This is a genomic window from Alicyclobacillus cycloheptanicus (assembly GCF_028751525.1).
Taxonomy (GTDB): Bacteria; Bacillota; Bacilli; order Alicyclobacillales; family Alicyclobacillaceae; genus Alicyclobacillus_L; species Alicyclobacillus_L cycloheptanicus.
This window is the reverse complement of the sequence record NZ_CP067097.1, coordinates 1116065-1140105: the sequence shown is the minus strand read 5'-3', so window position 1 is coordinate 1140105 and position 24041 is coordinate 1116065. Positions and strand designations below refer to the sequence as shown.

General features: G+C 54.2%; 19 protein-coding genes. 14 read left to right on the top strand and 5 right to left on the bottom strand.

The annotated features are described in order from the left end of the window. Window positions 1-323: 323 nt before the first annotated feature. The 4 genes from JI721_RS05225 to JI721_RS05210 all read right to left on the bottom strand — a co-directional run bounded on the left by JI721_RS05225 (window position 324) and on the right by JI721_RS05210 (window position 7108). Complete coding sequence (locus JI721_RS05225) at window positions 324-3377, bottom strand: beta strand repeat-containing protein (RefSeq protein ID WP_274457012.1); 3054 nt, start codon at window positions 3375-3377, stop codon at window positions 324-326. Between the two features lie 643 nt (window positions 3378-4020). Beyond that, the gene (locus tag JI721_RS05220; protein ID WP_274457011.1) at window positions 4021-4746 is read right to left on the bottom strand and encodes a hypothetical protein; all 726 of its coding nucleotides are present in this window, start codon (window positions 4744-4746) and stop codon (window positions 4021-4023) included. Window positions 4747-4780: 34 nt separating this feature from the next. Further along, the gene (locus tag JI721_RS05215; RefSeq protein WP_274457010.1) at window positions 4781-5665 is read right to left on the bottom strand and encodes a tyrosine-type recombinase/integrase; all 885 of its coding nucleotides are present in this window, start codon (window positions 5663-5665) and stop codon (window positions 4781-4783) included. Window positions 5666-5872: 207 nt separating this feature from the next. After that, window positions 5873-7108: a glycosyltransferase family 39 protein gene (locus JI721_RS05210; protein ID WP_274457009.1), complete on the bottom strand. Its 1236-nt coding sequence runs from the start codon at window positions 7106-7108 to the stop codon at window positions 5873-5875. 204 nt (window positions 7109-7312) lie between these two features. On the opposite strand from JI721_RS05210, the gene JI721_RS05205 reads away from it, so the two are divergent. The 14 genes from JI721_RS05205 to JI721_RS05140 all read left to right on the top strand — a co-directional run bounded on the left by JI721_RS05205 (window position 7313) and on the right by JI721_RS05140 (window position 23010). Then, complete coding sequence (locus JI721_RS05205) at window positions 7313-8605, top strand: IS1380 family transposase (RefSeq protein WP_274457684.1); 1293 nt, start codon at window positions 7313-7315, stop codon at window positions 8603-8605. A gap of 588 nt (window positions 8606-9193) precedes the next feature. Then, the gene (locus JI721_RS05200; RefSeq protein ID WP_274457008.1) at window positions 9194-10423 is read left to right on the top strand and encodes a threonine synthase; all 1230 of its coding nucleotides are present in this window, start codon (window positions 9194-9196) and stop codon (window positions 10421-10423) included. A gap of 296 nt (window positions 10424-10719) precedes the next feature. Next, window positions 10720-12258, top strand: a complete 1539-nt coding sequence (locus JI721_RS05195; RefSeq protein WP_274457007.1) for an ABC transporter substrate-binding protein — start codon at window positions 10720-10722, stop codon at window positions 12256-12258. Between the two features lie 13 nt (window positions 12259-12271). Continuing rightward, window positions 12272-13204, top strand: a complete 933-nt coding sequence (locus JI721_RS05190) for an ABC transporter permease (protein ID WP_274457006.1) — start codon at window positions 12272-12274, stop codon at window positions 13202-13204. An 8-nt stretch (window positions 13205-13212) separates the two neighbouring features. Continuing rightward, window positions 13213-14097, top strand: a complete 885-nt coding sequence (locus JI721_RS05185; RefSeq protein WP_274457005.1) for an ABC transporter permease — start codon at window positions 13213-13215, stop codon at window positions 14095-14097. An 18-nt stretch (window positions 14098-14115) separates the two neighbouring features. Further along, window positions 14116-14883 (top strand): SDR family NAD(P)-dependent oxidoreductase, encoded by a 768-nt coding sequence (locus JI721_RS05180; protein WP_274457004.1) that lies wholly within the window; start codon window positions 14116-14118, stop codon window positions 14881-14883. 22 nt (window positions 14884-14905) lie between these two features. After that, on the top strand, window positions 14906-15772 hold the full coding sequence (locus JI721_RS05175) for a polysaccharide deacetylase family protein (RefSeq protein ID WP_274457003.1): 867 nt from the start codon (window positions 14906-14908) through the stop codon (window positions 15770-15772). Continuing rightward, window positions 15765-16757 carry an ABC transporter ATP-binding protein gene (locus JI721_RS05170; RefSeq protein ID WP_274457002.1) on the top strand — a complete coding sequence of 331 codons (993 nt, stop codon included), beginning with the start codon at window positions 15765-15767 and terminating at the stop codon, window positions 16755-16757. The genes JI721_RS05175 and JI721_RS05170 overlap by 8 nt, the downstream gene beginning before the upstream one ends. Continuing rightward, window positions 16754-17779 (top strand): ABC transporter ATP-binding protein, encoded by a 1026-nt coding sequence (locus JI721_RS05165; protein ID WP_274457001.1) that lies wholly within the window; start codon window positions 16754-16756, stop codon window positions 17777-17779. The genes JI721_RS05170 and JI721_RS05165 overlap by 4 nt, the downstream gene beginning before the upstream one ends. A 181-nt stretch (window positions 17780-17960) precedes the next feature. After that, window positions 17961-19712 carry a S9 family peptidase gene (locus tag JI721_RS05160; RefSeq protein WP_274457000.1) on the top strand — a complete coding sequence of 584 codons (1752 nt, stop codon included), beginning with the start codon at window positions 17961-17963 and terminating at the stop codon, window positions 19710-19712. Next, the gene (locus JI721_RS05155) at window positions 19709-20845 is read left to right on the top strand and encodes a M20 family metallopeptidase (RefSeq protein WP_274456999.1); all 1137 of its coding nucleotides are present in this window, start codon (window positions 19709-19711) and stop codon (window positions 20843-20845) included. The genes JI721_RS05160 and JI721_RS05155 overlap by 4 nt, the downstream gene beginning before the upstream one ends. Window positions 20846-20925: 80 nt before the next feature. After that, window positions 20926-21618 (top strand): FadR/GntR family transcriptional regulator, encoded by a 693-nt coding sequence (locus JI721_RS05150; RefSeq protein WP_274456998.1) that lies wholly within the window; start codon window positions 20926-20928, stop codon window positions 21616-21618. Between the two features lie 286 nt (window positions 21619-21904). Then, window positions 21905-22852, top strand: a complete 948-nt coding sequence (locus JI721_RS05145) for a BglG family transcription antiterminator (protein ID WP_274456997.1) — start codon at window positions 21905-21907, stop codon at window positions 22850-22852. After that, entirely contained in the window at window positions 22849-23010 is a 162-nt protein-coding gene (locus tag JI721_RS05140; RefSeq protein WP_274456996.1) for a PTS sugar transporter subunit IIABC family protein, read from the top strand. The genes JI721_RS05145 and JI721_RS05140 overlap by 4 nt, the downstream gene beginning before the upstream one ends. 118 nt (window positions 23011-23128) lie before the next feature. Here the strand turns inward: JI721_RS05140 and JI721_RS05135 are convergent, their stop codons facing one another. Continuing rightward, window positions 23129-23950, bottom strand: coding sequence for a phytanoyl-CoA dioxygenase family protein (locus JI721_RS05135; protein WP_274456995.1), 822 nt, complete (start codon window positions 23948-23950; stop codon window positions 23129-23131). Window positions 23951-24041 lie beyond the last annotated feature (91 nt).

Here is a 24041-nt window from a genome sequence, read left to right as displayed (position 1 = left end):
GATAAGAACGGCCTCTTTCCTCTCATGCACCCGCCGCAGTTTACTGCCACAGCCCTTGGCGACTTCGGACTTCGTTGTGTTTAGGCAACTCATCCAACTGTCACAGCCTCAAATGCGATTCGTGTACCTCGGGTCGAGAGTTTGCCTCCAGCTTCCTTCAGATTCCACCTCGCGGTGGACACCCTTGCTCTTGGCTAACGGTAGGTATGTCGCCAACCCCCGTTCGGGACTTGCACCCTGGAGAGACCGCCCATGCCGGGCGTACTAATAAAGAAGGGTCCCGAGTGGGACCCTTCTTTATTGGTCTAACCTTAGCTAGTGACTTACTTCGCAACCTGTCCTGAGAAAGATGCAAGCTTGTTACCAGCGAGGTCCGCAACTCCGGCCACGCTATTGTAGCTAACCTGCGTCGAATCCTGGACAAAGCCTGTGCCCGTGATCGTGACCTGGTCACCGCTGACAGAAACACTTGTCAGAGTACCACCGCCGGAAACGCTGAATCCATTAGCGGTGTTCGTCGCAAATGTATTCGTATCAAGCGCTTCGCTGAAGGTCAGAGTCAAGGTAGTCGCGTTCGTGTACGCAACCGACGTAAGCGTTGGCGCAATAGCATCGACCACATCATACGCATCCGCGGTGGGATTGTATGATGTTGCCGGTGTATTCACTTGCGGCGCCACACCCAGTGCGTCGACCGCTGTGTTACCAGAGCCAATCTCCAATTCCAGGTTGGCCGTTCCATCTGTTGCATCCGCGTGGAGCGGCGTGGCCAGATGGAGGGTTACGACAGAGTCGCCATCCGAGTTCGTTGTCACAGACTGCAGATATCCAACGGTGTCCGCCGATGCCGACGGAGTTGACGTAGCATCGTCGAAGCTCCACCCAGCAGCCGAGAATCCAGTCAGTGCACGGTCAAATGTCACTTGGACTTCGCTAGTGCTAATTGCCTTCACGGAGGTCACCAGCGCGCCATTATCAGCCGATGCAGTGATGGAATCAGCACCAAACGACTTCAGCGGATTATTATTGGTGTCCGTTACGTTTTGAATGCTAACCGTCGGATCCCCGGCCGGAAGTGCATTTTCCAACGTCAGGACAACGTCCTTGTCGTCAAGGACCTTCACAGCGGAAATCGGATCCGCTGAGCTTGCGCCGTTGCCTACAACTTGATAGTTCGCAGCATTTGCAATCGAACTTGTTCCAGATGTAGACATAGCCGTGCTGTAAGACACCTCAACAGACTTACCAGTTGTCTTATAGGTTGCGGTAGCTGTTGGCGGAATGATGTTCGGCACATTGATCGTGGCCGTATACGTTGCCAGCTTATTCTCGTTAGGTGTAGTATCCTCCAAGTTTTGAACCGTCAAAGTATACGTACCACCAGGCAGTAATCCCGCTGTCGTATCCAGTGTCAACGTATCCGTGGATGCATTATACCCATCCAGCGACAACGAGACAGGAGTGCCGTCAGAGTTCTTCAGCACGACATTAGCTGTCCCCGGTGCAGCACCAGACACATCTTTAACGTCTTTGCTGAATACAACGGTGACTGTATGGGCTGTCTTGCCGGCGTTCGGTGCAATCGTAGCACTCGTAACGGTCGGTGCCGTTGTATCATTAGCGATGGATGCACTCAACGTTGTATCTGCAACCTTATTGCCCCAAGCGTCAACGATCGGTGTGGATGTGTTGTTGTTAATGTAGAACGCATCCGTTCCGGTCGGCAACGGCGACGCAAAGCTGAGGTCGTACGTGTCGGCGTATGTCGTAGTACCGTCACTGTAGGTTGTCGCATTTGTATCGGGGGATGGAGTCGCAACATCACCGTAAGTCGCGTTATTGTAGACGCCATAAATGGTCGCAGCACTAACCGCAGCTTCCGATACTGGAGCACTGAACTTCAGTACGACCTTCGTCTGGCTTGCGGAAGCGATTGATACCGTCGGTGCGGTCGTGACAGCAGTCACTGAGAAGCTCTTGCTCGTCGCAGCTACCGGCAATGAAGCATAATCTTCCAAATCTGTTGTACCACTGTTTACAGCAATCGTGTGTGAGCCGTCAGTCAAGGGCGCACCTACGACGACGGTTACAGTGTCACCGCTAGCGGTTGCACTCGATACCACATAGTTGCCGTTATCCACCGCGAAATCGCCAGCCAAGTTGCTGGAGGCACTCTTCACCGGCTCACTGAATGTTACTTGGATGGTCCGAGGACCAGTTGCAGTAACACCAGTTACCGTCGGTGCGGTCGTATCAGAGACAGCAATGCCGGACTGGTCGTAGTCGGCGATTTTGTTGCCGGCTTGATCCTTGACACCGGACACAGTCGCTTCGAACGTGCCGTTGTTGGTCAAGGTTTGGCCAGTAGCCAAGGTCAGAATGACGCTCATATCGTCGGACTGCACGTCAGCGGTACCCGTGGCAGCTACCAAATTTGTTGAACCGCCGGCAGATGTGTAAATTCCGTAATTGGAAATGTCACCAGCCGTTGTGGAGTCAACAGGTTTGTTGAAGTACACTTGCACCTGCTTCAGGTTCAGAGCTTTTACACTCTGGACAGCCGGAGCAGCCACTGTGACTGAAGCGGTAGCAGCCTTGGAAGCTGTAGTTCCCTTGTACGCAACAACAGAAATGCTGTGCGATCCGATGCCAAGCGCGGCCGTCTTGTACGTGAACGTACCGTCGGAATTCAGCGTTGCATTCGCTGGCGTACCTCCGTCTACGCTAACGGTTACGAAGTCCGCATTTGCGTCTGTACCTGTTACTGTCACAGTGTCATCACTGTTTACTTTACCAGTAACATTGCCGACAGAAGGACCGTTGAGAATGTTCCATGTACCCGCCGCGCCGTTGTAGCCGCTGGCGTCATACCCTAGGGCGTTCAGGACCTGCTGCAGGTCATAGACTTGCATGAACGAGGTCGCAAACTTGCCGCCCGGAGGGGTCAACACGATGTGGTTGCCCTTGAAGACCTGCTTGCCATTCACATTGATGAATGCGTTGGCGTTGGAAGGTTGGTTCGTCGGGAGCTTGGAGGTGTCAACGGTGTTGCTCGTGGTGATGTTCAGCGTGCCGTTGTCCCATGTTGCCTTCGCTCCGAACTGGTTCAGAAGGTACTGAACGTCGTAGACGGAGATGTAGTACGTGTTGTCGTAGGTGAAGCCAGGAACCTTAGCGAGTGCTGAGATGGCTTGACCGTTTTCCGAAATGGAACGCGTCGACCATGTGTACTTGCTTGAGCTCGTGCTGGCCAACGCCACCGGCGCCATTGTGCCGAGAACCATTGACGCTGCAACGATGCCTGTAAGCGTACGTTTCAAGTGCGTTTGTCGGTATTTGTTGTCAAGACAGTGAACTTGAGTGCGCCATTGCACCATTACGTACGTCGTAAGTGAGCAATCCATACATAAAATGAAATACAGAAAAACATGACGGTATTTTTCTCGGTTTTAAATGCACTTGACATGGAGTGGTGGGCTTGATAGCCGATCCGAATTCATGGCAGAGCGTCCTGCCAGCCTTGTTGCAGTAAGGAATCATGCCCGCAGAGGCTCCATGTCAAGTGCACCCACACGCGAAGCACGGAATTCTATAGTAGGGAATTTGAACACCGCGTTTCTCTCTCTAAGATCCTTCGTTTTCTTCCTCATTCTAGCTCATTCGCAGTATTTCTCGTTTGACTCTACAAACAGATTGTGTGGAAGATACGGGTGTGACGCCTGGATCAGATACATGGGTGTGCGTAAATAGAGGCTATGCCCCTTTTTCTAAAATATGGACGCACATTAGATGTCCACATTCACCTTTGTGGCTTACCCTCTCATGTCTCCCAGGGTCTCAGTTGAGCCCGTGAAATTCCATCGTTCTGCCTGTCAAAGGGTGGATGCCTTCTGCACTTTTAAGTTGTGGAAAACAAAAGACGGCTTCAACGTGAATCGTGGAGAGTGTTAGAAGGGAGCGTCGACGATAAATCACGCGGAATATAGACAAGGTCGTAGTAGACCAGTCCACGAGATGGAACTAGCAAAGCAAATTCCGAACGTCTTCTTCATATCCATATTTGATGCAAAAGTCGATAAAGGCTACCTCAAAAACCTCACTCTGTTTCATGTTGCATTCGCGTGAAACCTTGCCTAACAGCTGCTGCAGGTTTAAGGCCATGGTCAAGGTCTTCGGCAATCGTCGAGCGCCGGTACGATACCGTGGAATGGTGGCAGGCTTGTCTAACTGGTGAATTCTTTTAGCCGGCATCACGTCACGGCCGTTTTCTTTAACGGTAGACGGTCTTATGAGGAATGATGCGAGCGCATCTATCAGTGCGAACATCTCGGTCGTACCGCCAGTAGACTTTTCTGTGTGAGGAAATTTTTTTGTTGGTACATAGTCGTTCAAGTCTGTGGACCAAACCATTCCGTTGAGTTTCAGATAACCCGCCATTTCCTCCACGTCCCTAAAATCAAACCTCCGAGCCACTTCATCTGGATCGGAATTGACAAGGCGAAGACTTTCGACGACGTGAACCGCCCGGGCAGGGAGTGGATTGCCTTCCACGATGTGTTGTCCGGGCATTTGCGACAGGGGTACAATATCCATGGTGTAACGGTCGTATCTGAATCCGCAGCGGCGAAGGCGCTGAAGGACGGATGCGTAAGCGATTCCTTCCCGGGCTGCCACCTCTCCCATTGTGATTCCCTCCGCGACATACTGCTGAACGCGCCTAACAAACGCTTCTGCACGAGCATCCATTTTCACAGCGCCTCCCAAGTGGTATATTCCTTGTTCACCTTCCGAAGTGCGGAAACCTAGAGATGCCTTCCGATAGACGGGTGTGGGTGGTGTGACAATAAATGCTGGTGGTAGCCAGACTCTCATGTCCCAGTAATTTCTGCAGCTCTACCACGTTCCCACCGTGATCGACGTACATGTAGCCGAACGTATGGCGAAGGGTGTGCACCGTCACATGGGTGCTCCATCCTAAATGAGTCACGATGTTACGGAGCCAGCGGTTCATCGTGGACGGAGACAATGTAGATGTGTTGTGGCTGTGGAAGAAGTGGTCATAGGCGTCCACTCCTCGAAGTTCATGGTGTGTATAGCCTTCGAGAATGTGATGCAAGTCATCGTGGATCGGCAATGTACGCTCGCGATTCCCTTTGCCGCGAACACGAATCACTCGTTGATCCAAATCGACATCTCGCTTTTGGAGAGAACACAATTCGGAGACGCGCTGGCCGGTATAAGCGAGTGTCCAAAGCGGCGGGGTGATGAGTGGATCGGTCGGTTGATTGAGCAACGCGGCTAACTGCTCATGGGTTAAAAATCCGCGCTCCTTTTTCTCTACCGAAATTCGCGCCACGACTTGTGCGGGGTTGACCGCGACCACGCCGTGACTTTGCATGCAGTGGAAAAAGGAGTTAAGCGCATGGAGTTTGCGGTTGATGGTTCGCCCACTCATGCCTTGAGTACCGAGACGTTGAATGAATCGTTCGATGTCCATTGGGGTAATCTCTCTTACTTTGACTGGAAGGTTGCGTCTCTCTTCCACATCCCTCTGAAGGGATTTCAAATCCGAATCGTACCCATACCATGTTCGTGGACTTCGCTTGTGTGCCTGTAAATAGTCTCGGAATACCTTTCTCGCATCGGCGAACGAAATTTCCTTCACATTCGAGCTCCCCTCTTCCGCTGTGGGTGTGGTCCAACTGACCGCTCATGGAATTCATCGGAATTATTCCCGGATCAAGAGAATATATTCACTTTTTACTAATGATAACGAAAGTTTTTCAACGAGTCCCGCAGCGGTGTACGCGCGGAAGTGGATAATATCAGCGCTGGTCGGCTGAACTGAGCGCACGCACGGAATGCCAGGTATCTATCGCGATGGAGCTCGGGATTTGTTGAAAGGCCAAAGCGCCAGGCCGACAAAGACAATCACCCAGGGAGACATCGGTTCTCGCATTCGGTCCCACGCCGGAAAGATGAAGAACAGGCCCAAGTAATAGAGGATACCGAGCCACAAGATACTGGAGCGAAGGCTTCGACGCCGAAGTGCTTCAACGACAGCGAATGCGATTCCCAGCGCCCCCAATACGTATGTCACCACATAACTAGCTTCGGACAATCTGGCAATCCGCGAGGCGAAGGCTTGTGTAACGGGTGGTTGCGATATGCGTGTGGTGTAGAACTGAGCGTAATACACACCGCTAAAGAAGTAGCGCCACTTCACAAACCCCATGCGAATGGTGTGGAGCGGATGGTGCAGGATATAGGATTCCGCCATATGCTTCGCAATGGGGTTTTCCTGGACAGCTTTCGCCTCGTAATCGAGAAATGGATTCTGCTTTGGATTTTCTGGCCAAAAGTAGCTGCCGTTCGCGTTTGGATTATTACCTTGCCACAAATTCACGCCGCCGTTCGCAGATACGAGCAGGACTTGATGAAAAGCCTCATAATTGCGGATGGTGACAGGAGAAATCGTGATCAACATCACGACAACGATGACAACAAATCGGCGCACACTCTGCCAAAAACCGAACTTCCGAAACCAAGCGTAAATGAGATAGGCCGCTGGAAATAACAATGTGATGGGGCGCACGAGGCAGGCCATGCCAAGCGTGATGCCCGATGCCACCAAAATTGTCCAAGAACGACGCTCCGACCGCAGCCACAAATATCCTGTGAGCAGGAACAAAAACGAGAAAATGATTTCACTGCAGATCACGCTGGACCACTGGATGTGCGGTACGTAGAGTGCCATGGCTAATCCGCTGATCAGGGCTACCACGGGACTCCAGAGGTACTCTGCGATGAGGTACACCAAACCAGCAGTGGCACTGTCTAGCACCACATTTGCAAGAACGGCTGGCCACCAGCCTTCTCCAAATATCTTAAAGACGCCAGCTAAAAACAGTGGATAGCCGATCGGGAAATACGCAGTCGGCTGGCCATCATATCGGTAACCCTGTCCATTGGCGATCGCCATGCCCTGGGTGTAATACCAGTGAAAATCCGAAACGGGCACTGGGTGGACCTTTGACACGAACAATAGTCGCACCAGCAATGCCATCCAAACTACAATCGCAAGAAACAAAGGGCGCTTGACAAACAAGGCTTGTCCTCCCAGCAATTGTCTTCCTACCAACGTCCTGAATCCGTGGCGGCTTGACCCGTAGAACCCCGCCAACACGTGTGTTTTCTCCGGTAGAATAGGGATAGTTGGGGCTGTGCTCCTCCAGATCCGCTTCACCGCCGGGGTGATCTTTTGCGTTTTATTATTGAGGAATCCGATGAAGTCATTGTTACCCATTCAGGTATGGCGTTGATTGGGTTGCTCCTTGAAAAGACTCGAATCGGCGAACGTCTCAATCAAACTCGGTTAGACGGCATGGGAACTCCAGAAATCTCGAACTGGGACATTGCACATGCGTATATTGGCTTGCTTTGCCAAGGCAAAACCGACTTCGACCATATCGAACCCTTCCGGGAGGATGATTACTTCCTGGATGCGCTGCAGATTCAGAGTGTACCCTCCAGCCCTACATTACGCCAACGCATTGACATGGCAGCAGGAAAATCCGGATGGGAGTCCATTCTCCTGGAAGAGTCGGCAAAGTTGCTGAAAACGTTGGAAGTGACACTTCGCCCCATCGTGCTTGGACAGGACTCCGATCATCGTTTCTACGTCCCTTTGGACATCGACGTCTCGCCGTTTGACAACTCGGGCACCAAGAAGGAAGGCGTCTCTCGTACATACAAGGGACTGGACGGGTACGCCCCCATCTTCGCTTATTTGGGTCAAGAGGGATACGCTGTCCATGTTCAGCTTCGGGAAGGCAGCACACATGTCCAAAAAGGAACCGCCGCCTTCCTGCGAGAGAGCATCGGATACGCTCGACAGGTAACTGACCTACCGCTGCTCGTACGCATGGATGCAGGGAATGACAGTGCCGAAAACATTGCAATCTGCCAGGCGGAGGACAGCAAGGCAGATTTCATCATCAAGCGAAACCTGCGGAAAGAGAGCGTTGACGCCTGGCTGATCACTGCACAGCAACATGGAACCTGCGAGGAGCCTCGTCCCGGAAAGAAGGTTTATCAGGGCTCGCTACTCTGCCCGGTCAAAAGTGTGTCTCAGCCAGTTCGCATGGTGTTTGAAGTCATTGAACGTACGACAACCGCCGACGGGCAAATGCTGCTCGTACCGGAGATTGAGGTTAGCGCCTACTGGACGTCACTACCGGACGCCCCGGCGGTCATCATTCAACTCTATCGGGAACACGCTGTCATGGAGCAGTTCCATAGCGAGATCAAGACAGACCTGGATGCGGAACGGCTGCCCTCCGGTAAGTTTGCGACGAATAGCCTGGTCCTGCACTTCGTCGTCGTAGCATATAACCTATTGCGGGTGATAGGCCAGGAAAGTCTCAAACGGGGTGATTCACCGCTGCGCAAAAAGGTAGAACGCCGCCGGATTCGCACGGTGATTCAAAACTTGATGACACTGGCCGCCAAGATGGTCCGGCATGCCCGGCAGACAAAGCTAAAACTGGGCCGTGGCAATCGGTGGCTTCCCACGTTTCGAAGATTGTATTTGACCTTCTCGTGACGACAAGGCGGCCGTCGAACTGGAATTTCAACCTCCCGAAAGCTCCCAAGACCAGGGGGTTTGGGACTTCGTCACTCCAAAGGCGGCATGACATGCGAACTCGATGACCAACACCGGAACGACCACCGTGGGCAACTTCGTAGGCGCCGAACTTCTTCCACTTTTGCCCACAGAAACAGCAAATTGGTCAAGCCGTCACGGATTCAGGAACGTTTAAATCTACACCTTTACAGCATACACAACGAGGGAATTTGGCACAAATCGACAAATCGTTCAAAGAGTACGCGGTGTGTCACTTGTACGTTGACCGAGACAGAAGGCGCGGCGTTGTCTTGCGAGGTGTCGGCGGAGGCGTAGGTGAATCGCAACGGGTTCCAGTCTCTCTTTGTACGTTTGGTTTCATCGATGCAGAAAGACAGGGAAGGAATCGTCTTCCCTGTCTTTCTGCACCTCCGTTATACAACAATATACATCGAAAGACAGAATGGATTGACTTTACTGGGGGAGTTCCTTACATTCAAAGATAATACCACATACCTATGATGTTTTTGCTTATACGATTACGAAAACGAGAGAAGGAAGCGAAGTATGACCTTTAGTTTCTTGTCGCACCTGGAATGTCCGAAGTGTCACTCGACGTACGAGGCCAGCCAAGTGAATCAACTGTGCCAGTGTGGCTCACCCTTGTTGGCTCGATATGACCTGGAAGCGGCCCGGAATCACCTGAGTAAAGAAGACCTGACACAACGGCCTCCGAGCTTGTGGAGGTACCACGAATTGTTACCGGTTCAACATGCAGCCAACATCGTGTCGCTGGGTGAAGGGATGACACCCTTGCTCCCGCTCAAGAGGTTGGGAGAAGAAATCGGGATTGCAGACTTGTGGATGAAAGACGAGGGGATTATCCCAACTGGTACATTCAAAGCGCGCGGCGCAACGGTGGGAGTGTCACGGGCAAAGGAACTGGGAATCGAGACCATTGCCATGCCAACTAATGGCAATGCCGGCGCCGCGTGGGCGGTCTATGCGGCGCGGGCGGGGATGAAGGCTGTGATCGTCATGCCGGTGGATGCCCCGAAAATCACACGAAATGAGTGCAGCATCTCAGGGGTCCAATTGTATTTGGTCGACGGACTGATTAGTGATGCGGGAAAAATTGTTGGACGGGCGGTGGAACAATACGGCTGGTTTGATGCCTCCACGCTTAAAGAACCGTATCGACTCGAAGGGAAAAAGACGATGGGCTACGAGATTTTGGAGCAGTTCAACTGGGAGATTCCCGATGTGATTCTCTACCCAACGGGGGGCGGGGTAGGGCTCATTGGGATTTATAAGGCGCTGCGCGAACTCCAGGCACTGGGGTGGATTGGCGAAAAACTGCCGCGCCTCGTTTCCGTGCAGGCGAGTGGGTGTGCGCCCATTGTGAGGGCCTGGGAAGCGCGGCAGAAGAGCAGCGAATTTTGGGAGCATGCCTCCACCGTCGCGTTCGGCATTACCGTGCCAAAGGCTCTCGGAGATTTTCTGGTACTGGAGGCCGTCTATGAAACGGACGGGTGCGCCATCGCGATCGACGACGACGAATTGCTGCGCGAGCAGGGCGCAGCTGCCAGGGCGGAAGGGACGTTCATGTGTCCTGAAGGAGCCGCAACGGTTGCTGCAGCCAGGAAACTCAGAGAAAGCGGCTGGATTCGGAGCGGTGAGAGGGTGGTTCTGCTGAACACCGGGGCGGGCATCAAATACCCGGACACAGGGATGCATGAGGGGGATATCCTCATCCTCCAGCCGGGTGACTCGCTTGACCTGCCGCACGCACCGTGATACTATTTGTCCTAGTAATCGCATGAGAATACTATATTTAGTCGACCAGAACACTGGAGACACTTGCGCACCTTGGTTTTATGGAGGCAGGTGTCTCCATTTTGTCGTTTGGGCATTCGTGAATTGGGCAGGGCCGTGCGACACGCTTCTGGTTGAACCTGGACACGATGTGCGGAATCGGAGGGATGGGCAAAAAGTATTGACAAGTTTGAATCGCGCTAATATACTTTCGAAAAATCTGACGTATGTGGTAATACCTAATTCCAATTTTAGAAGGTACAAAGGGGGGCTCTTCTGTGAAAATCTCATCATTCACGCAAATCGGCATTGCCACGCTCGCGCTGACCGGCCTTCTCGCGGGTTGTGGGAACACTTCGTCCACGTCTGGGACAAGCCCGAAGGCGACGGCGTCCAGTACACTGGTCGTCGACGAGGATAGTGACCCGTCCACGCTTGACCCGGGCTTGCAGTACAACACCGAGAGTTACACTGTCTACCGCAATATCTTTGACAATCTCTTACACCGTGATCCGAAGACTGAAAAAATTGTCCCGTGGATCGCGACTTCTTGGAAACAGCAATCTCCGACCACGTGGGTCTTCACCATCCGCAAAGGGGTCAAGTTCCAGAACGGTGAGTCGCTGACCGCGAACGATGTGGCTTTCAGTCTGCAGCGCATTCTGAATCCGTCTTTGAACAGCCCGCAGCTTTCCAATTTCAGCGCGGTCAAATCCGTCTCCGCGAGCGGGGATACGGTGACCATCACCACGGCACAGCCGGATCCGACACTGCTGAATGAACTGGTCACGCTGAGTATTGTGCCGGAACAGTACATCAAGGCTCACGGGAATCAGTACTTCAACCTCCATCCGGTCGGAAGCGGTCCGTATGAGTTTGTGTCGTGGGTGCAGGGGAGCAGCGTGACGTTGAAGGCGAATCCACATTACTGGGGTGGCGAACCTTCCATTAAGAATGTTGAGTTCCGGTCTGTCCCCAATGACGCAACAAGAATTGCGGACTTGCAGTCGGGCAAAGCGGATATCGCGTTTCCCATTACGCCGAGTGATGTGAGCACCGTGAAAAGGGACAGCGCCTTGCAGGTCCTTTCCGTGCCGACGGAACGGGTTGCGTACCTGGCGTTCAATGCGCTCGGCAACACGCCGACCAAGTCGGTTCTGGTCCGTCAGGCCATTGCGTACGGCATCGACTATAAAGGGCTCATCTCCTCGCTCGAAGATGGCCACGCGCAGCCGGTGAAGGAAGTTCTGACGCCCATCGCATTCGGCTATGACAATCACGTGGCGGGCTATTCGTACAATCCCACCAAAGCCAAAGAACTGCTGAAAGAAGCTGGCTACCCGAACGGCCTTACGTTGGACTTTGATACCTCTCCGTCCTACGACCAGCGCGTGGTGCAGGCGATTCAAGCCGAGTTGGGTCAAATCGGGATCAAGGTGAAGATTGACAATATGGACCAATCCACGTATTTGGAAAAAGTCCAGTCGCCGTCACATAACTGGGGCAGTATTCGGATGGGGCTGTGGTCCTGCGCCTGCATGGATGCAGATGGAACGATTTATCCGTTGTTCCACTCCGGCACCGTGTGGAGCAGTTATTCGAACCCGAAATTTGACGCGGCTGTAACAGCTGCCAGAACGACGACCAACACGGCGGCCCGTCTGGCGGACTATCAACAGGCATTCAACATCCTGCAGCAGGACGTTCCTGGCGTGGGGCTGTGGCAAGTGGATGCGTTGTACGGGGCAACCAAGAATCTTCAGTGGACGCCGGATGCGCAAGAGAATTTCTTTGTTCAGGACATGAAGCTGCAATAAGGGGGCGGCCCACATGTGGTGGTATGTATTGAAGCGGATTCTACAGGCCATCGTTTCGATACTGGGTGTTTCGACCATCGTCTTTTTCATTCTCCACTTGTCAAGCAACCCAGTTCTGCTGATGGTTCCACCAAATGCGAGTGCGCACGACATTGCGGTGCTCACGCACTCCTTGGGGCTGGACAAGCCACTGTGGGTCCAATATCTCAATTTTCTCCGCAGCCTGTCGGAAGGCAATTTGGGGTATTCCTACGTACAAAGTCAACCGGCGCTGTCCATTTTGTTGCAGCGCCTCCCCTTTACCCTTGAGCTCGCATGTACAGCGTTCGTGCTGTCGTTGGTGATTGGCATTCCGATTGGCATGTTGACCGCGTTTTTTCGGGGAACTTGGATTGAGCGGCTGCTCATGCCGCTGGTGCTCATCGGACAAAGCATGCCCGCCTTTTGGACGGGGATTTTGCTCATTTTGCTGATGAGCGTCGTATTGAAGTGGCTCCCGTCTTCTGGAGCTGGCGGCATTCAGTCTCTGGTGCTGCCCGCCGTTACACTGGCTTCCTTGTCGATGGCGACGATTGCGCGCATGACCCGGTCAAGTTTCATTGAAGAGCTCGATAAGGAGTACGTGAAGACGGCGCGATCGAAAGGGGCAAAGACGTTCCGCATCATGGTGCAGCACATCATGCGCAACGCGAGCATTCCCATCGTAACGATTGTGGGTTTGGAAATCGCGAACTTGTTCGGTGGCTCTGTCGTGACGGAAACCATCTTTGCCTGGCCGGGTGTTGGGGCGCTGACGATTCAATCCATTACGGCGAGAGACTTTCCAGTCGTGCAAGCGATCGTGCTGTTTGTGTCCATCGTGTATATCGTCATCAACTTGATAACGGAGCTGCTCTATGTCTGGATTGATCCGCGGATTCAACTGGGAGGGGCAAAAAGCGTATGAGTCTCTCAATGACGGATGGACCAAAGGCCGCTCTTTCGAACCGATTGAAAAGGAGCCGAACGGTTCGGCTTCGGGGGATAATTCGTGTCCTTCCGTTTTCAATCATCATTTTGCTGTTCGTCGTCATTTCGCTGTTCCCATCCTTGTTTGCCGCTCACAATCCGAATACGACCAATTTGATGGAGAGTATGAAACCGCCCTTCTCTCACATGGGTGGCTCGACGTACGTGCTGGGCACGGATGAACTCGGCAGGGATGTGTATGCCAGATTGATTTACGGCGCACGCGTTTCCCTGCTGGTGTCCAGCGTCGCGGTTTGTATTTCGGGCATTGTCGGGGGCTTTTTGGGGATGATGGCTGGCTTCTTTCAAAAAGTGTTTGGGACCATCATCATGCGGTTCGCGGACATGGTTCTCTCCGTGCCGTTTTTCCTGCTCGCCGTGTTGACGGTTGCTGTGCTGGGACCAAGCTTGATGAACTTGATTGTCGTCCTTGGGCTGACACGCTGGCCCCGTTACGCCAGGGTTGCATATGCACAGACGTTGAGCACGGTCAATCAGGATTTTGTGCGATCGTCAGAAGCGCTCGGAGCGACGTCCTGGCGGCTGTTGGTTCAGCAAATTTTGCCCGAGGTGATTCCGCCGCTCATCGTGGTCGCAACCCTCGAAATTGGACTCATGATTGTCTTTGAAGCCTCATTGTCGTTTCTGGGGCTGGGCGTCCAGCCGCCAAATCCGAGTTGGGGTTCCATGCTTACGGAAGGGCAGCAGTACATCAACTCCGCATGGTGGCTTGCCACCTTTCCGGGCATCGCAATTTTCATTGTCGTGTTGTCGGTGAATTTGGTTGGGGACTACGTGCGGGACCGGCTGGATCCAAAAGCAGTGAAGTGATGTGGGGAGGAATGAAAATTGGAGGAAGAGTTTCGCGGCAAACGTGTGCTTATAACTGGAGCAGCAGGTGTGATTGGTCGGTGGATCGCCGAGGCGTTCGCAGCGGAAGGTGCACGCCTCTGGTTATCCGATATTCGCGAACCGGAATTGGCAACCTTCGTGAATGGCTTGCCTTCGTCGACCGGTGAAGTCGTTTGTGACCACACGGACCTGACCGACGCGGATGCCGTTTATGATCTTTCAGACCGCATTGCGCAACGTTGGGGTGCGCCCGATATCGTGATCAATAATGCAGGGATTTACCCGCGCCATCGTCTGCTGCAGATGTCTGTTGAAGATTGGAATCGGACGATGCGCCTGAACGTCACAGCTCCCTTCATCATCACGCAATCTACGGCAAATTTAATGATCGAGCACCGGATTCAGGGCAGCATTGTGAATATTATCTCAGGGGCCGCGTGCACGGTGGGGATTGGGGGCGGTCACTATTCCACATCCAAAGCGGCGCTTGCCATGCTGACGCGGGCATTTGCCCTGGAACTGGCGGCCTACGGGATCCGCGTGAACGCAGTCGGACCTGGGTTTGCACCGGGCAGCGAAGTCAGCGGCCTTTCAGACGAGTATGTTCAGAATATGATTTCTACCATTCCGCTGGGTAGAACCTCTGGACCGGAAGATGCGCCGGCAGCCATCTTGTTTTTATGCTCCAAGAAAGCATCGTTCATCACGGGCACCGCCTTACACGTGGATGGCGGTCGATTGGCCGGGTTGTATAAGCGGTCGTAGGCCGGGAAGGAGGTGGAATGACATGTCCCATGCGCCGACATACCGATGGCCCAACGGAAATGCCGTTGCAGTGAGTTTGAGCTTTGATTTCGACGGGGAAACCCCGTTTCTGTGGCGGACACGAGACATCAATCGTTCCGTCATTGGGGAGATGGAGCAAAGAAGATTTGGTCCGCGCGTTGGCATCTACCGAATTCTTGATGTGTTGAAGCAGTGGCATATCAAGGCGACTTTTTTTGTTCCCGGTCTAATTGCGGAACGATATCCGGAGGCGGTCGAAGCCATTGTGCGCGACCAGCACGAAATCGGGTTGCACGGCTACGTACACGAGCGTGTTGATGAAATTGACGATGGGACACTCGACTGGACGATCGCGGCCGCGAAGCAGAAATTGGAGGACATCACGGGCCGTCCCGTCTGCGGCTACAGGTCGCCGTCCTGGGAGATGACGCCTGCCGTGTTTGCAGCATTGAAGCGGCACGGCTTGACATATGACAGCTCCCTCATGGGCTACGACCATCCGTACTGGATGGAAGGCGTCCCGGAGGTCCCCGTACAGTGGTTGTTGGACGACGCGATTTTCTACCGTTACGTGGGCGGTGGACAGGCAAACCCGCCGCAGCGCCCGAGTCACGTGTACCGCCTCTGGGAGGAAGAGTACACTGGGCTGCGTGCGTATGGCGGACTCTTTCTTCTCACCATGCATCCGTGGATTTCCGGAAGGGCGTCCAGAATCGCAGCACTCGAACGACTCATCCGGCGGATTCGCAGCCATCACGATGTGTGGTGGGCGACCTGCCAGGAGGTTGCAGACTACCACAGCACCCACTATGTTTCCCAGTTCCACGAGACGGCATCTGAACGGCTGTGGGGTGGTCCGCATGGATAATGCCACCGTGCTGAAGGTGGAGGGGCTGTCGATTGGGTTCGATCGCGACGGGACGTTGGTGCCAGCACTGCGCGATGTGAGTTTTGAGATTCGGCATGGCGAAATTATGGGGCTGGTCGGGGAAAGTGGCAGCGGAAAAAGTCTGACCTCCCTGTCCATCATGAAGTTGCTGCCAAGGAATGCCACGGTGTTGTCCGGCGCGATTCAGATCAACGACGTTCCGATTCTGGAGGTTTCCGAGTCGGCGATGCACACCATCCGGGGGAATCTGGTCTCGATGATTTTTCAGGAACCGATGGTGGCCTTGAACCCGCTGGCGACGGTGGGGAAACAGATTGCTGAACCTTTGGCGCTGCACACGAAGCTTTCGGCGAGTGAACGAACCGCTGCCGTGCTGCGTTTGCTCAAATCTGTCGGCATTCCGGAGCCAGAACGGAGAATCAAACAGTACCCGTTTGAGCTGTCCGGCGGCATGCGCCAGCGCGTCATGATTGCCATGGCCCTTGCCTGCGAACCCCAGGTCATCATCGCGGACGAGCCGACGACTGCGTTGGATGTGACCATTCAGTATCAAATTTTGGAGCTGCTTCGAGAGATTCGGGAAAAGCGGGGCACGTCCATCCTGTTGATTACGCATGACATGGGTGTCATTGCAGACCTTGCCGACCGCGTATCGGTCATGTATGCGGGCCGGATTGTGGAGACGGCGCCCGTGCAGGAGCTTTTTGCGCACCCGGCGCACCCGTACACACGGGGCCTGTTGCAAAGTATTCCATCGATGACCGGCGATCGGTCCAAAGACTTGCCGTCCATCCCGGGGACGGTGCCGGATTTGCGCGACTTACCCCCTGGGTGTCCGTTTCAGTCGCGCTGCTTTGCAGTTTCTGACAAGTGCCGTCAGCACGAGCCGCCCCTGTCTCAGATACACGGCGAGCATTTCGCGGCCTGCTGGCATCCTAGCTTGCGTGAGGAGGCCTTGGGATGATACCTGCGAAAGTCGAGTATGAAACACCGCTCCTTGAAGTCAGGGATTTGAAGAAGTACTACCCGGTCAGCTCGCCGCTCGGCAGAGGCCAGGTGGTGAAAGCTGTGGACGGCATCAGCTTCAGCGTGCCGCAGGGCACCACGCTGGGGCTGGTGGGGGAGAGTGGGTGCGGGAAGTCCACGGTCGGACGATCCGTGCTGAATTTGCAGCCGCCGACATCCGGGGCGGTTCGTTTTCAAGGGCGTGACATTTTGAGCACATCGCGCAAAGAATGGCGCGCACTCCGCAGAGAGATGCAGATTGTTTTTCAAGATCCATTTTCCTCGTTGAATGGACGCAAACGCATCCGGACGCTGCTAGAGGAACCGTTTCACATCCATGGGATGGGAACGGGGACGCTCCAGCAAGAACTGGACACCTTGTTAGACCTGGTTGGATTGCCGAAAAACAGTCTGAACAAGTTTCCGCACGAATTTTCCGGAGGTCAGCGCCAGAGAATCGTCATCGCGCGCGCCATCGCGCTCCGGCCGAAATTCATTGTGTGCGATGAGCCTGTGTCGGCGCTGGATGTGTCCGTTCAATCTCAAATCGTCAACTTGTTTCGGCGTCTGCAGCGGGAATTGGGACTGACGTACCTGTTCATATCGCACGACTTGTCCGTTGTGCACCACATCAGTGACCACATTGGGGTCATGTATCTGGGCAAGATGGTGGAATTGTCTACCAACGACAACATTTACACGCGGCCGGCTCATCCCTACACGCTTGCCTTGTTGAGCTCAGTCCCGCTGCCCGACCCGGTCGAGCAGCGCAGTCGGGCCAAAATCATTCTGACCGGAGATTTGCCAAGTCCCATGAATCCGCCATCCGGGTGCAGGTTTCACACCCGCTGCCCGTTTGCCGAAGCGAGGTGCAGCGTGGAAGAACCGTCTTGGCGAGAGATTCGGAAGGACCATTGGGTGGCGTGTCATTTCCCCAAGATGGCGTCGGACGGAGGCGGTCAACATGTGCCTTCAGCCTGAGGAGATGCTGTCGGTGGTCATGCTGGGCAGGCCTGCAGTTCGTATCACCGAACCAGGCCGATTGACACTGTCCGTTTCAAAGATGAATTTCGATGACGACCGATATGATCATGAAATTGTTGAAGTGGATCGCCAAACTGGGCGCCTCATGCGCAGTCTTGCGCCTGGCGGAGCACCCCTGTTGGGACATTCGCCTGATTGGGCGCCGGACGGCGGCCACCTTGCCTTTCTTCAAAACAACCAGGGAAAAAATGAGCTGTGGCTGTGTGATGCCCAGTTTGGAAATGTACGGTGTCTGGTTCCCGGTGTGGATGTCAAGCAGTTTGTCTGGAGCCCAGACAGCCAATTCATCGCATGGACCGCTCGTTGCCAAGCGATTGACGCCGTCTTCAATCGGGTGACGAGGCTGCGGTACAAGTTGGACGGAGAAGGATTCACCCACGGATACACGCATGTGTTTCTGGTCGCGGTGCAGACCGGAAAGGTGACGAAGGTGTCGATGGCCAGGTCCGACCATGGCTGTATCACCTTTCATCCGCAGTCAGGAGAACTGGCGTTTGTGTCGCATTACCTGGACGGGGAGGACACCCAAAAGGTACCGTACCTCCATCGATACGATGTCAAGACCGGTAAGGTTCGAAGCATGCCCCTGCCGGTGAAATCGGTGACCGAACTGCACTTTGCGGCGAGCGGCAAGCTGTACGGTGCAGGCAAGCGCGACATGGAGACCAGTGTTGAGTTTGACAAGCTGTTCGAAATCGGAAATGAAACGAAGTGGGTTACGGATGCGTTGGACATGGCCATCGGCTGCCATGTCATCAGCGATGCCAGACGGCCCGGGTTCAATCCCGTCTTATCGGTGTTACCAGACGGCAAAATCATCACGATTGGCACCACTCAAGGTCGGCAGCGATTGCTTTGCGTCGATGTGGAAAGGGGTCAAGTGGAACTGCTGGACTTTGACGGGAGCATCCAGTCATTCACGCCCATCGAATCGACCGCCGCAGGCTGCAAAGTGGCAGTTGTGGCGGATTCGTTCCGGCATCCTGCGGAACTTTCCATTGTTGACTGGGTGTATGGTGGACCATGCGCCGTCCGGAACGTAACGGATATCAATGAAGCATACACCCTGGCCTTGCCCCCCTTGCATGTGTCCGAACATTGGTGGACCACAGCGGATTCCATCAACATCCAGGGCTGGGTCTTGCGGAGGACGCCGGAGGCCGGCAGGGTCCGGGGGACCGTTCTGGTGATTCACGGCGGGCCTCACATGGCATTCGGGGACGCCTACCACATGGATTTCCATTATCTGTGCGGTTTGGGGTATCAGGTCGTGATCTGCAATCCACGGGGGAGTTATGGCTACGGACAGACGTTTTCTTCCGCCATTCTCGGCGAATGGGGGCGCCAGGATGTGGGCGATCTCCTCGGGTTCTATGAGCACGCGTGCGGAGGGGATATGGACGGTGAAAACACCTTCGTCATGGGCGGAAGTTACGGCGGGTATCTCGTCAATTGGTTGATTTCGCACGACGACCGATTTCGGGGCGCGATCTCCGAGCGGTCCATTTGCAACCTGTACAGCAAGATTGGCAACAGCGATCTCGGTTTCCTGATCAACCGTGTTGAGCTTGGCGGCGCGGATTTGTGGGAAGACGAGTCGTTCATCATGGAACGCTCGCCGATTCGGTACGCGCGCAATGTCCATACGCCGCTCTTGCTGATGCACGGCGAAGCGGACCATCGGTGCCCGGTTGAACAGTCTGAACAGTGGTTTACTGCACTGAAGCGACTGGGGAAAGAAGTGGACTACGTGCGATTTCCGGGTGCGTCGCATGCCATGGCGAGCCAGGGTCGGCCGAGACAGCGGGCTGCGCGGCTCCGATTGATCGCAAAATGGCTCAGGTCACATTCCGAGGGTGAAGGACATTGACGGATTTTCTTGCTTACTTCGAGCGTCATCTGGAAGACATGCTGCAGGACGTGGAGCGGCTGGTGAACATGGATACGCCCTCCCGGAATCGCGCGCTTACCAATGCCGCGTTGGATTTTCTGGTGTCCCGAGCAACATCATGGATGGACGCCCAAATCGAACGCCACGCTGATGCACAGCTGGGAGACACGCTGAAAATACGAATTGGAAATGCCAACAAGCAGGTGCTGGTGTTGGGGCATGTGGATACCGTTTGGCCGGAGGGAGAAGCCCTGCGGCGACCGTTTCGCAGAGATGCGGAATGCGCATACGGGCCGGGAATATTCGATATGAAATGCGGACTGGTGCAAGGACTGTACGCGCTGAGGGCGTTGGACGAACAGCTTCAGGTCCCCCATCAGGTGTGTTTCATCATCAACACGGATGAAGAAATTACGAGCCCGAGTTCACGCAAGTGGATTGAAGAAGAGGCGAAGCGCAGCAGCGCCGTGTTTGTGCTCGAGCCGGCGCTGGGTGCAGCGGGCGCCTTGAAGACGGCCCGAAAAGGCGTTGGCAGGTTTCAGCTGCATGTGGCGGGGGTGGCAGCCCATTCCGGCATCGACCATGTTCAAGGGGTGAGCGCGATTGAAGAAATCGCTCGGCAGATTCTCACCGTCCAACGCCTCACAGACTATGAACGCGGTACCACTTTGAACGTTGGGACCCTTACGGGCGGGACCGCGGTAAATATCGTTCCGGACCAAGCGTCTGCAGAGATTGATGTGCGTGTGTCGACACAGTACGAGGCAGAGCGCATCACGCAGCAACTGATGAACCTGAAGCCCGAGAACCAGGAAGCGTCCGTATCGGTCACGGGCGGGATGATTCGCCCGCCCATGATGAGGGAACGAACGCAGCGACTTTTTTCCGAGGCACTTGAAATCGGGGGCTCACTGGGGATAACGTTAACAGAAGCGAGTACAGGCGGGGCCAGCGATGGATGCTTTACGGCGGCGCTTGGTGTGGACACGTTGGACGGTCTTGGCGCGGTTGGCGCAGGTGCGCACGCTTACCATGAGTTTGTCCGGATCTGTGAGATACCCCGCCGGGCAGCGCTGCTCGCCGAACTCATTTTCACCCAATTTACAAAGTAGGCAAAGAAAGAACCGCCGCACCAAGTACGTCCCTCGCACAATTGTCCGAGCCTTGAAAGTCATTGGGAAGGGGGAGGCAGATGTTTCAACGTGTTTCCGACCAAACTGCCTTGAGCCAAAAAATCATCGCCCAAATTACGGACGCCATTATTCGCGGTGAACTGCGTCCGGGTGACCGAATGCCGACGGAGCGAGACCTGGCGGAAATGTTTGGTGTGAGCCGAACGGTCATTCGCGATGCCATCAAAATTTTGTCTGGCCGAGGCATTTTGGACGTGAAGCACGGTGTGGGGATTTTTGTAAGCGGTTCCGGCTCGCCATCGGATAACGGACTCATTATTTTTGAGCCCAACGAGCTGAATCTTCGTGATGCCTTCGAAACAAGACAAGTCTTGGAGCCGCAAGCAGCGAGCTGGGCCGCAGAGCGTGCGGACGAGTCCCACATTGTGCGGCTTCAAACCATCATGGAGGATGCTTGGAACCACAAGACAGACTTAAGCGTGCTGTACGAGCGTGATTTGCAGTTCCACATCGCTGTTGCCGAAGCATCTCAGAACCTCGTCTTCGTCAAATTGATGTGGACCCTCCTCGGCGTGCTCAAAGAAACAAGACGTACAAGCCTGCAAATCCCTCACCGGCCGCGGCATTCACTGGATGAGCATACGGCCGTCATGAAGGCCATTGCCAATCGTGATCCACAACAAGCCCGGGTGTTGATGGCAGCACATCTGAGCCAAGTGAAAGAAGCGGTGGACGACTTTCTGAAAAGGTGACGCTCGCTTGTAGGGGCATTGTTGCAGGTCCAATGAAATCTTCGGTACGATACAGCGAAATCCCCCATTCGGGGGATTTTTTCGATCTGAAACCAACCAACGTAACCCTGTGCAATCTCGTTTCCGCACCATCCGGAGGTACTGCGGAAATGGATTGCATGTTTTTTCCGTCTTGTGCGCTGCATATGCCTCATATGATTCACCTGTAAGAGGTTACATCGCTCGAGTGGGCTGCAATGAATTTCCGTATGGAATGGGCGTACACGGGCACGAGAGGGGGGATTGTATGCTGGCCGTCAGCGACTTGAAACCCCGGACGCTTCGAATTTTATCGATGCTCATTGAACAATCGCACCCGGTGACAACAGGCGTTCTGGCTGATCATTTCGGTGTGACGCAAAGAAGTATCCGTTACGATCTGGACGAAATCGAGCAGGTCTGTGCCGACGTCGGAGTCACGCTTGTGCGTCGAAGAAACGGCGTGCGGCTCGAAGGAGACAACCAAGCCAAGGCTCGACTGGCAGAAGTCGTTTGCAGCGGGCGGGCGCTGGTCAGCAAAACCCATGCCTCTGAACAAAGACTGCACAGACTGCTCGCTATACTCCTGTTTCAAGACGAACCTGTTTTGGTGAAACAATTGGAGGATGTGCTGAAGGCCAGCCCACGCACCGTCTACATGGACATGGATCGTGCCGAAACCTGGCTGGATAATGCAGGACTAAAGCTTATCCGGAAACGCCACTACGGCGCGAAGGTAGAGGGACCGGAACTGCTCCGCAGACACGCAGCACTGCGCTTGATTCGGGAAAACGCATCTCCGGACAGTCTAAATAAGCCTGGCCCCATTCAGGTTCGCCACATCGACGAGTTGATCCTCTCCTGCTTGGCCGATATGCGCCGGATTACGAATGTTCTTTCCGCAACAGACACAACAACACGGCCGCCGCGGGTCAACTGCGAGGAATTCATCGTTGTCGTGGCAATTCAACTCGCACGAATGAAAGTGCATGGGTTCACTTCATTTACCAAAAGCCAGCTGAAGCAGTTGGTCGATACCGAGGAGTACGCCAAGGCGAGGGAGAATTTTCGCATCGCGCAGCCTGCTGCGGTCGATAGAGAGATGAACAAACTGCTCAAAAACATTGCTCCCTACTTGGTTGCCACAATCGACGGTGGCCTTCGGACGGGATCGGACAATCCACATCAGGGGAGAGAGAGAAGGCTCACAGAATGATTGATTTATTGACCACGCATTCAATTGAAGCCAAGTGCCGGGCTCGCAGTCGAGAAGAGGTCGTGGATATCGCAGGGAATTTGTTGGTTCGGACGGGCGCTGTAGAACCGCGGTATATCGATGCCATGAAGTCACCCGAACTGTACAAGGATGTGTGACCCTCATGGAAGGGGAGGTCGTCGGTTGTTTTGCGATGCCTCCCCTGTTCATCACTTGGCGACCTGACTGTTTCAGTTCATCGAGACCTTCCTTCTTGCTTTTGAGTTTCCGACCGATTCAATCGACATCTAATAGGTAGCGTGCGGCGGGTGATATCCGGTCATAGGTGCTTTTGCGAATGTATTCTCGTTGATTTTGTTGTTGCCTGAATTGCCTTGCGACATAATAAGGGTGGAGTACTCTTCTCCGGGCTCCGGACGTATTCGTGGTTCCACCGTGCCAGAGATGGCTGTTCATCACAATGACGGTTCCAGCCTTTCCTGTGAGCAGGACTTGCTCCGGGTGATCCGCGAAGCGATCTTCTAATTCAAACTGAGGCGCGCGCCGATGGTGTGAGCCTGGAACGACTCGAGTTGCACCGTTGGTTTCGGTGACGTCATCGAGCAGCCACAACGATATCGCCACGTAAAAGGGGTCATTTGGTTGGCGGTATTGACCATCTTTCGCGACGGCGCCTAATTCGAAAAATGAGTCGTTCCAGTCCTCGTGGAGTGCCTGACGGCCTCCGCCTTCTAAGGCCTCGCGTCCGTTCATGGCTGACACTTTGAAATCGGCTGAAATGATATGGTGTACAGCTGCGAGTACCTTTGGATGGGTATAGCAGCCGTCGAAGACTTCTCCCTTGTTCATCAGATCCGATAGACGGGCCGTACCTTCCTCTTGATGTACTTCGGTTCCTGCGGCGCTCCCTTCCTTCCGCAACAGGGCGTCGAAGGCTGTCCTGAGCTGCTGGAGCCAGTGTGCCGAAATCAGGTTGGGAAAAACTACGTAGCCGTGTTCATCAAGCGCATTGCGTTCATCAGCCGTTAGCGTGTCTGTGGACACCCCCAATTCTTTGAGCGCCGTATCCATCGTCGTGAGTGGCAGTTCTGCGTTCATGCTTTATCCCCTCTCCAGATGATGTGCTGTTTTTGGGTTGATTGTATGATAAATTACCGAAAATAATATTTTGATTATTGCTTTAATACTA

Coding starts and splice junctions, on each gene's coding strand:
- JI721_RS05185 (WP_274457005.1), top strand. CDS start 13,213: ATGACGGATGGACCAAAGGCCGCTCTTTCGAACCGATTGAAAAGGAGC.
- JI721_RS05170 (WP_274457002.1), top strand. CDS start 15,765: ATGGATAATGCCACCGTGCTGAAGGTGGAGGGGCTGTCGATTGGGTTC.
- JI721_RS05165 (WP_274457001.1), top strand. CDS start 16,754: ATGATACCTGCGAAAGTCGAGTATGAAACACCGCTCCTTGAAGTCAGG.
- JI721_RS05190 (WP_274457006.1), top strand. CDS start 12,272: ATGTGGTGGTATGTATTGAAGCGGATTCTACAGGCCATCGTTTCGATA.
- JI721_RS05140 (WP_274456996.1), top strand. CDS start 22,849: ATGATTGATTTATTGACCACGCATTCAATTGAAGCCAAGTGCCGGGCT.
- JI721_RS05145 (WP_274456997.1), top strand. CDS start 21,905: ATGCTGGCCGTCAGCGACTTGAAACCCCGGACGCTTCGAATTTTATCG.
- JI721_RS05220 (WP_274457011.1), bottom strand. CDS start 4,746: ATGGATGCTCGTGCAGAAGCGTTTGTTAGGCGCGTTCAGCAGTATGTC.
- JI721_RS05150 (WP_274456998.1), top strand. CDS start 20,926: ATGTTTCAACGTGTTTCCGACCAAACTGCCTTGAGCCAAAAAATCATC.
- JI721_RS05205 (WP_274457684.1), top strand. CDS start 7,313: ATGGCGTTGATTGGGTTGCTCCTTGAAAAGACTCGAATCGGCGAACGT.
- JI721_RS05225 (WP_274457012.1), bottom strand. CDS start 3,377: ATGGTGCAATGGCGCACTCAAGTTCACTGTCTTGACAACAAATACCGA.
- JI721_RS05175 (WP_274457003.1), top strand. CDS start 14,906: ATGTCCCATGCGCCGACATACCGATGGCCCAACGGAAATGCCGTTGCA.
- JI721_RS05135 (WP_274456995.1), bottom strand. CDS start 23,950: ATGAACGCAGAACTGCCACTCACGACGATGGATACGGCGCTCAAAGAA.
- JI721_RS05200 (WP_274457008.1), top strand. CDS start 9,194: ATGACCTTTAGTTTCTTGTCGCACCTGGAATGTCCGAAGTGTCACTCG.